14 protein-coding genes are annotated in these 14,283 nt (G+C 57.7%); 6 read left to right on the forward strand and 8 right to left on the reverse strand.

Going from position 1 to position 14,283, the window contains the following annotated elements:
* Nucleotides 1-320 precede the first annotated feature (320 nt).
* Nucleotides 321-518, forward strand: a complete 198-nt coding sequence (rpmI, locus tag ACPOL_RS06010) for a 50S ribosomal protein L35 (protein WP_114206257.1) — start codon at nt 321-323, stop codon at nt 516-518.
* Nucleotides 519-689: 171 nt separating this feature from the next.
* Complete coding sequence (gene rplT, locus ACPOL_RS06015; RefSeq protein WP_114206258.1) at nt 690-1,070, forward strand: 50S ribosomal protein L20; 381 nt, start codon at nt 690-692, stop codon at nt 1,068-1,070.
* A gap of 102 nt (nt 1,071-1,172) precedes the next feature.
* On the opposite strand, the gene ACPOL_RS06020 is transcribed toward rplT, so the two are convergent.
* The 3 genes from ACPOL_RS06020 to rpsU all read right to left on the reverse strand — a co-directional run bounded on the left by ACPOL_RS06020 (nt 1,173) and on the right by rpsU (nt 2,685).
* Nucleotides 1,173-1,577: a GlcG/HbpS family heme-binding protein gene (locus ACPOL_RS06020; RefSeq protein WP_114206259.1), complete on the reverse strand. Its 405-nt coding sequence runs from the start codon at nt 1,575-1,577 to the stop codon at nt 1,173-1,175.
* Between the two features lie 117 nt (nt 1,578-1,694).
* Complete coding sequence (locus ACPOL_RS06025) at nt 1,695-1,994, reverse strand: zinc-ribbon domain containing protein (RefSeq protein WP_114206260.1); 300 nt, start codon at nt 1,992-1,994, stop codon at nt 1,695-1,697.
* Between the two features lie 493 nt (nt 1,995-2,487).
* Nucleotides 2,488-2,685 carry a 30S ribosomal protein S21 gene (rpsU, locus tag ACPOL_RS06030; RefSeq protein WP_114210621.1) on the reverse strand — a complete coding sequence of 66 codons (198 nt, stop codon included), beginning with the start codon at nt 2,683-2,685 and terminating at the stop codon, nt 2,488-2,490.
* 209 nt (nt 2,686-2,894) lie between these two features.
* On the opposite strand from rpsU, the gene ACPOL_RS06035 reads away from it, so the two are divergent.
* The 3 genes from ACPOL_RS06035 to aspS all read left to right on the forward strand — a co-directional run bounded on the left by ACPOL_RS06035 (nt 2,895) and on the right by aspS (nt 6,779).
* Nucleotides 2,895-3,419 (forward strand): gamma carbonic anhydrase family protein, encoded by a 525-nt coding sequence (locus ACPOL_RS06035; protein ID WP_114210622.1) that lies wholly within the window; start codon nt 2,895-2,897, stop codon nt 3,417-3,419.
* A gap of 190 nt (nt 3,420-3,609) precedes the next feature.
* Nucleotides 3,610-4,929, forward strand: a complete 1,320-nt coding sequence (gene hisS, locus ACPOL_RS06040) for a histidine--tRNA ligase (RefSeq protein WP_114206261.1) — start codon at nt 3,610-3,612, stop codon at nt 4,927-4,929.
* An 8-nt stretch (nt 4,930-4,937) separates the two neighbouring features.
* Nucleotides 4,938-6,779, forward strand: coding sequence for an aspartate--tRNA ligase (gene aspS, locus ACPOL_RS06045; protein ID WP_114206262.1), 1,842 nt, complete (start codon nt 4,938-4,940; stop codon nt 6,777-6,779).
* Nucleotides 6,780-6,785: 6 nt separating this feature from the next.
* Here the strand turns inward: aspS and ACPOL_RS06050 are convergent, their stop codons facing one another.
* The 5 genes from ACPOL_RS06050 to ACPOL_RS06070 form a co-directional block, all read right to left on the reverse strand.
* Nucleotides 6,786-7,382 carry a putative signal transducing protein gene (locus ACPOL_RS06050; protein ID WP_114206263.1) on the reverse strand — a complete coding sequence of 199 codons (597 nt, stop codon included), beginning with the start codon at nt 7,380-7,382 and terminating at the stop codon, nt 6,786-6,788.
* Between the two features lie 25 nt (nt 7,383-7,407).
* Nucleotides 7,408-8,439, reverse strand: a complete 1,032-nt coding sequence (locus ACPOL_RS06055; protein ID WP_114210624.1) for a ComEC/Rec2 family competence protein — start codon at nt 8,437-8,439, stop codon at nt 7,408-7,410.
* A gap of 86 nt (nt 8,440-8,525) precedes the next feature.
* Nucleotides 8,526-10,655, reverse strand: a complete 2,130-nt coding sequence (locus ACPOL_RS06060; protein ID WP_150132920.1) for a fused MFS/spermidine synthase — start codon at nt 10,653-10,655, stop codon at nt 8,526-8,528.
* Nucleotides 10,656-10,693: 38 nt separating this feature from the next.
* Nucleotides 10,694-11,746, reverse strand: a complete 1,053-nt coding sequence (locus ACPOL_RS06065; protein ID WP_114206265.1) for a hypothetical protein — start codon at nt 11,744-11,746, stop codon at nt 10,694-10,696.
* A 95-nt stretch (nt 11,747-11,841) separates the two neighbouring features.
* On the reverse strand, nt 11,842-13,179 hold the full coding sequence (locus tag ACPOL_RS06070; RefSeq protein ID WP_114206266.1) for a tol-pal system YbgF family protein: 1,338 nt from the start codon (nt 13,177-13,179) through the stop codon (nt 11,842-11,844).
* 305 nt (nt 13,180-13,484) lie between these two features.
* Here ACPOL_RS06070 and ACPOL_RS06075 point away from each other — a divergent pair, with 305 nt between their 5' ends.
* Nucleotides 13,485-14,210: an SDR family oxidoreductase gene (locus ACPOL_RS06075; protein ID WP_114206267.1), complete on the forward strand. Its 726-nt coding sequence runs from the start codon at nt 13,485-13,487 to the stop codon at nt 14,208-14,210.
* The last annotated feature ends 73 nt before the right edge of the window (nt 14,211-14,283 follow it).

A 14,283-nucleotide genomic window follows, 5' to 3' on the forward strand; every position in this document is an offset into this window, starting at 1 on the left:
TTCGGCAAACGTACTTCGGGTCACCAATGCTTGTCGTACCGTGCTATTTCTGATTGAGAAGATCGACACGATCCTCGCCTTCAGTACTTCAGCCAGACTGGTGGCAAGGGAAATGCCAAAACATAGTCACAAGTCTTTGGAAATTCTTAGAAGAGAGTGCCAGCAGGCTCGAATCGACGCCTACTACCGCTAAGACTCGCAAGCGCGCCCTTCACGGTGGCTTTACATGTAGCAGTTTGCTGGCTTTGCATTTTGCGGATTCGAAATGCTCCCGTATACTGAATGATGTTGTAAAGACAGAATTTCCTTGTAGGACAACCATGCCTAAATTGAAGACCCATAAAGGCGCAGCCAAGCGCTTCAAGAAGACTGGAACCGGCAAGATCAAGCGCGGCCAGTCAAAGATGCGCCACATCCTGACGTCAAAGGAGACCAAGACCAAGCGCAAACTTGCTCATTCTGCGCTGGTTTCGGACGCCGACTACGCCAAGGTATCGCGCATGATTCCCTATGCCTGATCGGTCGTCTTCGACTTGGGCCGCATTAACGTCACATGACGGCCCCCGACACCTCATCGCAGGTGTCGAGAGATCAGTAACAAGCGAGTGAAGAGGTTCTCAAGTGCCGCCCTGAGGGGTGTCGCCTCCTGCCTCCAGCCGCATAACGAATGACTTAAAGGAGATCAACCCATGCCCCGCGTCAAACGTGGAACCAAGCGCAATGATCGCCGCAAAAAGATACTGAAGCGCGCGAGCGGTTACTTTCTTACAAAATCGAAGCTCTACCAGGCTGCCCAAGAAGCAGTTGAGCGCGGACTCAAGTTCGCTTACATAGGACGCAAGCAGAAGAAGAGGCAATTCCGCTCGCTGTGGATTGCCCGAATCAACGCTGCCGCGAAGCTGAACGGCACCACCTATTCACTGCTCATTCACGGTCTCAAGGTCGCTGGAGTGGAACTCGACCGCAAGGTGCTGGCTGAGATCGCCGTCGCCGATCCGGCCGGCTTCACTGCCTTGGCCAACCAAGCCAAGGCAGCACTCGCCAAGGCGCCCGCTACCGAAGCCGCCTAGGCCGGTCGGCAACCAGTGGTATAGGGCACTGCACCGAGCAGTGCCCGCCAATCTCCACCGAATTAGGCATCACCAGCAGTCCGGCGCCAAATCGCGTCCAATCTAGAACGCAGCGGCCCCCGCCTCCGCCACGGCATGGTCCTGGTCCCCGGAACCCCCGCTCACGCCGACCGCGCCGACGACTTTGCCGTCCGACTTGAGCGGAATTCCTCCAGCGAAGATCATGATTTTGCCGTCGTTCGAAGCATGAATGCCAAAAAACTGATTGCCCGACTGCGAGTGGCCGGCCAGGTCTTTGGTGCTGATATCAAAGGCCCGAGAGGTGTAGGCTTTCTTGATCGAGATATCGACAGATCCTAACCACGCGCCATCCATGCGGACGTGGGAGACCAGATTCCCACCTTCATCGGCCACGGCAATGTTCATGGGCTGACCGATTTCAGCTGCCTTCTTTTCGGCCGCGGCGATGACTCGGCGTGCGTCTTCTAGTTTCACTTTATTGGACATAGTAACCCTCAGTTCTTGATTTTCGAGATTAGATGCTCACTACATAAATCCGCGCGACCATCATGAGGTTACAACAAGAAGAGGGTGAAGATGGCTAAAGGATCAAAGCTGCACAACCTAGTGCGCAGCGACGCTTCGTGCGGGGCCGCGCTTCGACTGGAAACAGTGGCGGCAGAGAACAGGGCGCCCTTGTGTGGGAAGAAAAGGGACGGTGGTGTCGGCACCGCATTGGGAACAAGTGGTACGGGTTTCCGGGCGCACACCGGAGGCTCCCGACGCCCGCTTGGCCTTGCACGGCTTACACCTTTTAGGATCATTTCTGAATTGCTGCTGGTGAAAGAACAACTGTTCTCCCGCAGTGAAGACAAAGTCACTTCCACAATCAACACACTTCAGAACCCTATCGGCAAGCTCCATTTCATCCCCTCCCCGCGTTCGCCCCTTGCAGAGGACAAACGTTCCGGCCGCGCTGATCCGCGCACGAACCGATTCGCTGCTAGATGCATCAAGGAACTGGACTCCCCTCTACTCCGCAAGCGCCGAGGGATCTAAGAGCCGTCTCCATGAGGAAAACAGCCCTGCGATATTGCACGGCGTCAGTGCGCGTATCAAGGAAATCCGGTTTGAAGCACTACCCAGTAGAGTGGTTCGGCGACTAAGGGATAGCAGCAGAGCCCTCGAAACGAGGAATCGACTGCTTATCGCTGACTCTATTGTGAAGTGCTTTCGGGGCCCAGCCGCCATTGGAGAGCGGCTACTTCAAGCGGTTGGAAAGGAAACCGTAAGGGCTACAGGAAACTACCAGCAGAGATCGCAGGGTAAGAACATCAGTGTTACTTGGCACGGCGGGGAAGATATGTCGGACGATCTAACCCGCCGTACTTACTCAAACTTCGTTCATGTTTCAGTATTAGTCGGCTTCTTTGCGCGCCTTCTTGCGATTCCGTTTTCGCGCCAATGCTTCCTTGACGCGACGCTTTTCCCCGGGTTTCAGATAGAAGGAGTGACGCTTGACTTCCTTGATGATGTCTTCCTGCTGAACCTTCCGCTTAAACCGGCGTAGCGCGTTTTCAAGGGGTTCACCCTCTTGAACTCGAACCTCTGCCAAAAGAAATACACCTCCAAACATCCCCACGTGGGCTCTTTTATGATACTTCAATTCAGCGGATTTTTCTGCGATCCCGGGCATGAATTCAGCCTAAGTCGCGAGCAAACCAGCTGAGCGTGTGGAGAGATCTCGGACTTTGCTGCAGAGTTGGTGCAATGAGGTTCGCGATAGACTGCGAATTGACCACTTTTTACCTTAAGGCAGGTTTCATGATTCGGTCTTATCAAGGACATTCTCCCATCATCCCAGCGAGCTGCTACATCGATCTGTCGGCGCAGGTAATCGGCGACGTCCGCTTGGGCGAAAATTCCAGCATCTGGATGAATGCGGTGGTCCGAGGCGATGTTCATTCCATTCGAATCGGGGCAAACTCCAACGTGCAGGATTGTTCTGTTCTCCATGGGATGCGTTACAAATATCCAGTCGTTATTGGCGATTGGGTCACAATTGGCCATAACGCGACCGTGCACGGATGCGTGATCGAAGACGCCTGTCTTATCGGGATGGGCGCGGTGGTACTCAATGACGCAAGGATCGGAGAAGGATCCATCATCGCCGCCGGGGCGGTGGTTCCGGAGCATACTGTGATCGAGCCGAACAGCCTATGGGCCGGAGTGCCAGCAAAGCAGCGTCGCAAGCTGGAAGGAAGCGATCGGGAGATGATTCTTCAATACGCGCGGAACTACGTTGATTATGTGGCGATCTATCTGCAGGAGCAGGAGATTGGAAGTTGAACATATGGCGGTATCTGAGCCCGGTCCTCGCGCAAGCGCATCAGAGCATTCAACTTCTTGCCCTCTCGAACGAACTGCTTCTTCATTGCCCTTGCTGCTACTCCGTTGGGGACGACCTATCACTTCGCATCAGCTAGCTTCCATCTTCGGTAGACTTATATAACACGAGGAAAAGAGAAGCTACCCAAGCATGAGTATCTTGAAGGCTGTACGCGGCACCCGGGATTTATTGCCGCCCGAAACCGAAATCTGGAATCACATCGAGAACACGGCACGCTCAGTCTTCGGCCGCTACAGCTTCGGCGAGATCCGCACGCCGATCTTTGAAGATACCCAGCTCTTCGCCCGTGGCGTGGGCGAGGAGACCGACATTGTTGCGAAGGAAATGTATACCTGGGAAGACCGAGCACGCGCCCAATCAGAGAAGGCGCAATCGCTGACTCTCCGCCCCGAGAATACGGCCGGGGTGGTTCGGGCCTACATCGAGCACGGCCTGGGCGAATCGGGGATGCTGCAAAAGCTCTATTACATCGGGCCGCAGTTCCGCCGGGAGCGTCCGCAGAAGGGCCGCTACCGCCAGTTCTACCAGATCGGGGCAGAAGTGATCGGGCCGCCGAGCGCGGGTTCCGAGTCTCCGCTGCGGGACGCCGAGGTGCTCGAGATGCTGGCCACTTTTCTCAATGAACTCGGCATCACCGGCTGGAAGCTGCTGATCAACTCGGTCGGCTCGGCGAGCGATCGTCCGCGCTACATCGCCGCGCTCAGAGAGGCGCTCAGGGATGTTGCGCCAACCATGTGCATCGATTGCCAGAGGCGAGCGGAGACCAACCCCTTGCGGGTGCTGGACTGCAAAGTCCCCGAAGACCAGCCGATTATCGAGACTTTGCCGCGCATTGCCGATTATCTCGACGAAGCATCGCAGGCGCATTTCGCTGCCGTTCGCGCAGCGCTTGATACCTGTGGCGTGGCGTATGAGATCAGTCATCGTCTGGTGCGCGGGTTAGATTACTACACCCGAACGACCTTCGAATTTCAGGTCCAAAGCGAAGAAGGAGGTCTCGGCGCACAGAATGCCCTGCTCGGCGGTGGCCGTTACGACGGGCTCTCCGAGATGATCGGCGGCCCGAAGGCGCCCGGGATCGGCTTCGCCATCGGCGCGGACCGGTTGGTGCTGACCCTGGAGGCGCAAGCCGGGCAGATCGCACCTAGGCTCGCAGACGCCTACATTGCTCCGCTCGGCGAAGGGCTGAATCCGGCCGGGTTGCTGTTGGCCCGGGAGTTGCGTCGTGCAGGATTGCGGATTGAGGTGGGCGACGGAGGATTCCGGCTCAAGAAATCGTTCGAAACCGGAAACAAGCTGGCCCGCAACATCGTGCTGTTGGGCGAAGATGAGCTGCACTCCGGTATCCTGACAGTAAAGAATTTTGCCAGCGGCGAGCAGACGAAAATTGCACGGGGGGAACTTGCCTTCGCGCTGAATCCGGACAGCCATAGCTCGCCCCAAGAATAGGATCTGCATTGCTCGACTTTTTAGGAACGCTGCAACGTACGCACACTTGCGGAGAACTCCGCGCGGCCTCGGCCGGAGAATCGGTCATCCTCATGGGTTGGGTCAATCGCCGCCGCGACCACGGCAACCTGATCTTTCTCGACCTCCGCGACCGTTTCGGCATCACCCAGGTGGTGCTCGACGCCGAGTTGAGTCCTGAGGCCCATGCCAAAGGCGAAGCCGTTCGTCCGGAGTATGTTGTCGCAGCGATCGGCAAGGTACGGCTACGCGGGAGAGACGTCATCAACCCGAAGATGGCAACCGGTGAAATCGAGGTCGTTGCCGAGCAGCTGCTGGTCTTGAACGACGCCAAGTTGGCGCCATTCTCCCCTGCTGAAGACGCGATCGCGAATGAAGAGGTCCGACTCAAATACCGCTACCTCGACCTTCGACGGCAGGAGATGCAGCATAATCTCAAGCTGCGCCACGACATCACACTGGCGATCCGGCAGTACCTTTCGGGCGAGGGCTTCCTCGAAGTCGAGACCCCCTTCATGACCCGCTCCACGCCCGAGGGTGCGCGCGATTATCTGGTGCCGAGCCGCGTTCACGCGGGCAGTTTCTACGCCCTGCCGCAATCCCCGCAGCTGTTCAAGCAGATCCTGATGATCTCCGGACTGGACCGGTATTTCCAGATCGCCCGCTGCTTCCGTGACGAGGATTTACGCGCCGATCGCCAGCCGGAGTTCACCCAGATCGATCTGGAGATCTCCTTTCCACAGCAGGAGAGCGTCTTTGCCGTTGTTGAAGGATTTCTAAGCGCCGCCTTCGAGGTAGCAGGCACGAAGCTCACCCCTCCCTTTCCGCGGATGACCTTCGACGAAGCGCTGCGGCTCTACGGCATCGACAAACCCGACCTGCGGTTGCCGCAGTTGACCCGCGTCAATGATGTCTTTGCTCCTGGAGATTTGGAGACCCTGGCAGTGAATCCGGCGCTCCCGGTGGTGGCCGTCCGGATTCCTGCAGTCGGCGAACTCTCGCGCAAGGAGCGAGATGATCTACGCCTGCTTTATCCCGCCAAGCTGACACAGCAGGGCACCAAGGTGCTGGACGATTTCAAGCGACTCGAAAAAATGTTCCCGGAAGCCATGAACAAGGTGCGCGAGCTGACCGGCGCGGGCGAGCAGGATGTGCTGGCCCTAGTGGCAGCGGCGAGCACCGTTGAGGCAACCAGCGAGCCGCGCGCTCCTGGCGTGCTTTCAAGCCGCGAACGGCAGATTTACGAGGCCGCCGGAGCAGTTCGTCTGGCGATCGCGCAGAAGTATGCCGACCGGCACAAGCTGTTCGAGAAAAAAGGTAACAGCGACGATTACAAGTTTCTCTGGGTTACGGATTTCCCCTTCTTCGAGTGGGACGAGGACACCAAATCCTGGACCTTCGCGCATCATCCCTTCACTTCGCCGCACGAAGACGATCTCAAGGCCGGGCGGCTCACGTCTGATCCTGGAGCGGTACGAGCGCTCGCTTACGACATCGTGCTGAACGGCACCGAACTAGGCTCGGGATCGATCCGTATTCATCGCCAGGACGTGCAGCGGGAGATCTTCCGCGCGCTCGGCATGAGCGATGAAGAGGCCAAGGCGCGCTTCGGATTCTTTCTCGAAGCGCTTGAGTATGGCACGCCTCCCCACGGAGGAATCGCCCTGGGGCTGGACCGGATCGCGATGATTCTGGCCGGAGCACAGAGCCTGCGCGAGGTCATCGCCTTCCCCAAGACCGCCAAGGCCATCGACCTGATGGTCGACGCTCCGACCCCGGTGAGCGAAGTTCAGTTGCGAGACCTCCACATTCGGACCGTTCTGAAGAACTAAATTCCCTTAAGGCTTATCTTGCCACCGGGCATCGCACGAGTTGCACCGCCATGTCTCCTTGCCGAGCGGAAGGGGCATAGCCAGCAGATACAGCGAGGTGAGCGCGGCACTTCGGGACGAGCCCTCGAAGGTGATGTCTCTCGAACCGCACTGAGGACAGACCGGCTGAGCAAACACGGCCTCCTGACCAAACGCAACCGTGTCCGGAATCGGCTGATTCAGGAGCTCGGCTGCAGCACCCGCGTTTGCCTGCTCCACCTGAAGGCGGATGCCGCCGATGAAATTGGATATCTGCCATTCGAGCCGAACGAGGTTCTCGTCGCGAAGATAAACCGGAATGCCGGCAGATTCGAGAAGAGAACGCGCAACAATCGCTTCGGAGAGATCCCGATAACGCCGGACCGTCACGAACGTTCGGTCGCTGGCGACTTGATCTTCATTCTCTTGAACCAACGGCGGCTCGAGATCACGTCTGCCGAACTCCGCTCGGAGAAGAGCCTGAGCCGAGTCAATGAGCGAGTCGTAGGAGCGGGCTACCTCAATCAACTCAGACTCACTCATCCGGGAGTAGGTATTCGCGATGTCCTCGTCATTAGGGTTCATGGGTAGGAATTCTGGCAGAGCGTTCTTATCTTGCTGCGTAGCTCTTACTCTGTTGCGTCCGTGAATTAAAGACGGCAAAGCTGCCATCCGGGCTCGCGGTGAGCTTGAGATAATTCCCCTGGTCCGCTCCTCCAGAGAAGTTCGCGTCATATTCGTCGGCGGTATTATGCTCCGTCCCTCCCTCCTCTGAGAAATGCAGCTGCCAGAGCGTCTCAAGACCGGGTGCTTTGCGGACAGTGTCGAGAACCGGTGTCGACCCTCCCTTCTTCGCGCCGTTGTCCATGATCGCGATTCGGGCTTGTATCGCGTCAACCAGCGCGGGACTGGAACTCTGATTCCATCCATGGTGGGAAACAATCAGGACGTCGACCTTGCCGAGCTTGTTGTCTGGACACATCAGCTGCATTTCCTTGTCCCAGGTCAAGTCGCCGAGGTCAAGAATTCTTAGTTTGCCGAAGGTCATAAGAACGCCGACCGAGCGGGCATTTTCGGTCTGGTCTGCAGGACGAGTCTCGCTCGCTTTGCAATACTCATTTGGCTGGCCTGCTCCGTCGAGAGGTTTGTCGATCAATTTGCCGTCGGCGCTGATCACCTGAACGTGGATTCCGGAGATTGGCAGCGTCTCTCCAGGTTTGGCGATGATGCGTTTGTAGTGGCCGCTGGCAAGAGTCTTCTGATAGGCGTCGAAGTTTCCATTGACGTCCGGAGTCAGCTCGCGGTTCGGGCCGTGATCGATGAAGGCGCCAACCGGAATCCGCTGCACAAGTTGCGGAACGCCGCCGACGTGGTCATCGTGAAAGTGAGTGATGAGGACATAGTCTATTTTGGCGATGCCGGCCGCTTTCGCTGCGGCGGCAATGCGGTCGGCGTCGCGGCTGTTGTTGCCCGCCCATCCCGTGTCGATCAGCAGCGATTTGCCTTCGGGAGTGACGAACAGGGTCGACTGTCCACCTTCAACATCGATGAAATAAATCTGTAGCTGAGTGCCAGCGGACGACTGTGCCGGGATCACAAGTGCGGAGCAGAGCAGGACGAGAAGAGTTAAAAAGTTGCGCATAGGTTTCGCTGCAATTTTGTCATATTCTCCCTTGGAACGCTTTCGCGTCCAGGTTATCGCGATGGTGCCTCCGTGCAGTGTTCCATTCAACGTTGAGAACTTCGCCTTTCCCTTGTGCGCCACTTCATGAGTGGCAGCAACGAGGAGTAATCATCGGTCCATAGACGCAGGCCCGGAGTCATGGAGACGGGCTGGGCGACGTTGGCTATTTCAGACCGGTGCAAGAGCGCGTGATTGGCAGACATCAGCAGCCAATCGGCGGTGAAGAGGCCGCGTGATTCATCGGCTTCGGAGTGGACAAGCGCAGTCTCAAGGCCTGCATGTTGCGCCTGCAACTCTAGTTCGGGTGCGAGGTCGAGATACTGGCTGGAGATGTTGAAGACCAGGACACCATCAGGACGCAACCTGCGACGATAGAGAGCAATAGCCTGGGCGGTCAACAGATGAATCGGTATCGCGTCGCCAGAAAATGCATCGAGAACGATCACGTCATTCAGGGGCTGAACCTTGCCGATTGCGGATTCCCGGGCCAGCGAGAGGCGAGCGTCCCCTAGAACGACATGCACCGCCGCCTGAGAATCGTGGAGATAGGTGAAGAGTGCACGGGCTAGACGCTCAACGAGTGGATCGATCTCATAGAAAGTGATGTCATCGCCGGGTTTTCCGTAAGCGGCGACGGTTCCGGTTCCGAGGCCGACGACGGCGATGCGTTTCGGGTGCCCCTCGCAGCATAGGTCAAGAGCTAGCCCGACCCCGGAGCTCTGCGCATAGTAGGACGAAGGCTGGGTTCGGAGACCATTTCCGAAGAGCTGAGTACCATGCTGGATCCTGCCGTGATATAGCGTGCGGGTGGTTTCGGCTTCTGGCGGCAGATGGGTCTCGGTGACCCGGAGAGTGCCGTAGAAGCTGCGCAGTTGAACGATGGCTTCCTGACCAAGGCTCCTCGCTTGCATGACGGCAATGTAGATCATGGCGATCGTCGCAGCAGTCCAGAGGATCCTTGGGGTCATCCCCGACTTCCAAGTCACGATCAGCGCTACGGCAGCGAGCAGGATCACGGTAATGGCTAAGTCGTAGCTCGCATGAAAAAAGTTCGGGGCTACGAGCCCAACGAGGATCGCACCGGCCGCTGAGCCCCCCGAAAGCGAGAGGTAGAAGCCGGTAAGCCGGTTGGCGCTCGGGCGAAGGCGGTAGAGTTCGCCATGGCAAAAGAGGCAAGCGAAGAAAAGTGCGAGGGTGTAGACAGGAATGGATATCTGCGGAGGGAGACTCATCCGGCTGCTATAGAGCAGGTAGGCAAAGGTCGCGAGCGTGAGAGCGAGCATGCGCACCGAAACAAAACGTGGCCACGCCCGCGGTGACGCAAAGGCGACGATAAAGCTCAACAGATAAGCCGCCAACGGGACGATCCAGAGGAGTGGAATGGCGGCGATGTTTTCGCCCAGATGGTTGGTGACTGCGCAAAGCAGCATCGAGGCGCAGCCGGGGAGCAAAATCCAAAGTGCCCAGGAACGAGGCGAATCTTGGTCGGGACTTGGTCTATCCACTGCCGCAGCTGCAGAGCCGATCCGCCGGCTTTGCAGCGCGAGCGCCCCGCAGAAGGCGCTGAAAACGCAAAAGCCTATAGCCCAGACAATCACCTGCCAATGAAGCGCCAGATGCGTCTCGATGAGGGCTGGATACAGGAAAAGCGCAAATAACGATCCCGCGTTCGATAAGGCGAAAAGCCACCATGGAGGCGCCTCTGATCCTCCGGCCCTGGAATACCAGGCTTGTAGTAACGGGCTGGTAGCGGCGAGGGTCAAGAAGGGGAGACCGATGCTGACGGCGAGTAACCCAAGAATGCTCAAGATCGGGTGCCACGTAACAGCTGTGGCACTGGGATGTACCCGTAGCTCGAGGCTCAGCAATGCGAGGGTGAGCAGCGCCATATGGATGACCGCCTGCGCGCGTGGAGCGGTGTGAGAGATGAGCAGATGAGCGTACCAGTAGCCGGCCAGGAGAGTGCATTGGAAGAAGACCAGGCAGGTGATCCAGACCGCAGCTGAGCCGCCAAAAAGAGGAAGCAACTGCCGGGCGGCGATCGGTTCCAGCAAAAAGAGCAAGAAGGCTGAAAGGCAAATGACCGTGGCGTAGAGAGCAGTAAGCAGCTTCATCGTAAATAGAGTCGGACTTTCAACATCGGCAAGCCTAGAGCAAAGCAGAGCAGATGTCATGTGGAAGCCTATGGCGGCAACGCCTTGCTGTCGGTGCCCTAGCGCTGCGAAGGCGGGGAACCAGGTCGAGGATCTCTTTCCTCGGGAAGGATCCGGCTTGGCGGATTTGGCGCTTCGGGTATATACCGGCGAGCGGGCAATGGGAGTGACGATGTGGCAGCCGGACTGGCATCCGGGATTGTAGATGTCCCCGATGCTGCCGGTGCCTGGCCTGACGTCGATTTCTCGGCCGGTTTGACGGCGCCAGTTGCGTACGCGGAGCTTGCTCCACCACTCGCCGCGAGCAGCGGAGACTCGGCTGGATGGACGGAGTATGGCTCGCGGGCTACGGCCATGAGATCTCCGGCAGCCGCATACGTGAATGTCCAGACCTGGTAGGTATCGCCGCCGCTCCGAACGGAGAATACCTGCTGCACTCTTCCCCTCTCCAGGAACGCCAGCGTAGGGACAGGAGCATGGATGGTACTCGACTCGCGCGAAGGGTCGCGTTGGGCGATAGGCGTTTCTCCCACCATCGCTAAATAACATAGACTCCGCTCGAGCAGCGGCTCTTCTGGGTGTTCGGCGTTGGCGGAGATGAGCTGTTCAATGGGTTCGGGAGCGATGGCTTGGTTAAAAACCTCGATGGAATGGGAACTCGACCAGGCGGGTACAAAAAGGGCCGCGCCAGCGCGTTGAATAGGCAGAATCTGGACGACACTATGGCCCGAGCGGTTCCTCAGATTCTCCCGGGAGATGGTCGCCGTGAAACGCGAGGTAGAACCATTCGGCTGGATTGATTCATACGCCAGCAACAGATGGCGGGTGACAAGAGGACACGCGATCTCTTTATATTCGTAAGAAGAACGAACGGGACTATGGCCACCGAGAGTACTCTCGCCGAGAGTAAACCCATACAGACGTGCGGAGTCGGCAAGAGCCCTTTGGCTATTCTCGACTAAGCGAAGTTGTGTCGGGTCCATCTGTGAAGCCGGCACCGAAGAAATCGCGAGCCCCGGCGATGACTGCTTAGTTCCTTGAGTCAAGCCCCGACCGGCAACAAAAACCAGGGTCAGCGGGATAAAACAGGCATATCGATTGAAGAGGCCCATTTGGGTCGACGCCTCAGATGAAACCAGGAAGCAGAAAGGCAGCCAACCGGCTGCCTTTCTGCGGATATTCCTTTCTCCATGCGTCGGAGCTGCGTCTACTGATGAGCCGCAGGCTTCCGGCGGACAGGAGCTTTCGTTGCTTCCGGCAGTGATCCCTCGTTCAGGATGATCATCGGCGGCGTCTTGGTATACGAGTCGAACGTGGCATCGTACTTGACGCTGTCGCCGATGGCCGGAACGGTAGTCAATGGCTTGGTGAAGTTCACGGTGAAATCGGCCGTCTTCGACTGCTGGGCGTCAGGCGAAACTGCGAGTTGTACCGAGTCCGGCGTAGCCTGAATCACGATTCCGGGAACCTGGGTGCGGACACCCTTCATCACCGCCCATACCTTGTCCGCGTCTTCCTGGTTGCCATTGGCGAGGACGAACTCCTTATCAGAAAGCGCCATATTCTTGAGCGCCTCTGGTGTGGATGCAGCGGCTACAGCGTCGTGCGCAAGCTTATCAGGAGCTGGCGGCGGCGGCGCCGGGGTGGGAGCGTAAGAAGCGGGCGGCGTCGCGTTGTCATGAGCAAGCTGCTTAATCGGATCGAACCCATCCATGCCACCGTGGTACTTCTGATACCAGTATTCAGCAGCTTTTTCAACCGAGTCCTTCGCGGCCGGAGGTGCATATTGCGCTGCGCGCTCCAGATAGAAAATGCCGTTCGGCAGGTCTTTCGGATCCTTGTCCTGAATGTAAGCCTGGCCAAGCAAATAAGTCTCGTTAATACCAGGGGCGTTGGCCGGAGAAGTGAGATCGGGATAGCTCTTCAGCTCCTCCTGATAATTCTGGATTGCGCCCTGATAATCCTTCTTCCCAACATCATCGGTGGCGATGGCGCTCTGGAATATCGGGGTGGTCGCCGCCTTGAGCTTGGCGAAATCCTCCGCCGAGATGCCGGAATTGGGGGTGGGCGCGGTGACAGCGAGCGCCGTCTGGGCCACCTTTGCCGCATCATCCAACATGCTCTGAGCCCCGGCCGGATCCGTCGCCGCCTTGGCGGTAGCCTGCTGCTTGGTCAGGTAGACATACACCAGAGCTGCGCGCAGATTGTTCGGGTCCGCATCGAGGACGCGTTTGGCCGTCTTCAAGAGGTTTGCGGTATCGTTTGCCTGCTGATAGGTCAGCAGCAATGTCGTCAATACCTGGTTCTTGACGACGGTATTCGGATATTTGGTCAAGAAATCTTCAAGAGCAGCAGCTTTGGCCGCCGGGGCCGACGTGCCGATCGCGTTTTGATAGGCATTGAACTCGGCTGGATCTTTAATGGTGATCTGGTCTGACGATCCACTGGGAGTCGATCCAGTCGCGGCTTGGGAGAATGCGGCAGGCACCGCGCAAAGTGTGCCGGTGGCGATGGCCAGCACGGAAGCAAAAACGACCTTCTTCATCTTCTAACGCTCCTGGGAACTACTTGTATCAAAGCCGCGTCCGCGGTACGACTAGATCGAAAATTCTGGGTTCGGAGAACGAACGCCGATACGCGTTCGCCACGGTGAGTTGATTGCTGGATTATAAGAACCACCGGTGTATGTGACAAGCCAAGCTTTGAATCACGTGCTTCTAACAATATCGGTGAGATGAAGAATTCTGGCAACGGGTCAAGTTGCTTCGACGAGTTATTTCCTGATTTGACAGCGGCCGCGCTGAACGGCGCCGCATCAGGAAAGCGAATCTTACTATAGAGGAGTGACCGATGAAGGATACAGGTGTCAAAGGGCTGGACGGACAAATAGCCGTAGTCACCGGGGCAGCGCGAGGGATTGGCCGGGCAGTCGCGATCCGTTTGGCGGCGATGGGCGCCACCGTAGCGCTCGTGGCCAGAGACCAGGGACAGCTCGAGGCGCTGGCTAAAGAAATTCAGTCAGATGGTGGGCAGGCAGTGGTGGCGACCTGTGATCTCTTGAACCCGGCACTGATTGTCCAACTCGGCAAGCGCATTCGCGCCGACTATGGACGTTGCGACATTCTGGTAAACAACGCCGGCGTCGGCAACCTTGGTCAGCCTTTATGGGAGATGCCGCTCGAGGAATGGGAATTGCTGATGGCGACGAATCTACGGGCCCCCTACCTGATGATCCAAGCGTTCGCGCCGCTGATGGTCGAGGCGAAGCGCGGCCACATCGTGAACATCTCCTCGCTGGCGGGCAAGAACCCTTTGCCCAATGGAGCAGCCTATGCGGCGTCCAAATGGGGGCTCAATGGACTGACTTACTCAGTTGCTGAAGAGCTTCGGTCCCATGGAGTCAGAGTCTCGGTAGTAGCACCCGGGTCGGTCAATACTCACTTCAGCGGCGGCAGCGGCAAAGATCCTGCCAAAGCGCTGCAGCCTGACGATATCGCCCAGGTCGTGGCTCTGCTGGTAACCCAGGCGCCGCAGAGTTTTATCAGTGAAGTGCTTGTGCGTCCAACCCAGAAGTAATCTGGAGCAAAGATTCACCGGCTGCGGCGAGGTGGCTCCAAAGTGCCAGAAAGATCCAGGCCAAAAGATAACG

This window comes from Acidisarcina polymorpha, assembly GCF_003330725.1.
GTDB lineage: Bacteria > Acidobacteriota > Terriglobia > Terriglobales > Acidobacteriaceae > Acidisarcina > Acidisarcina polymorpha.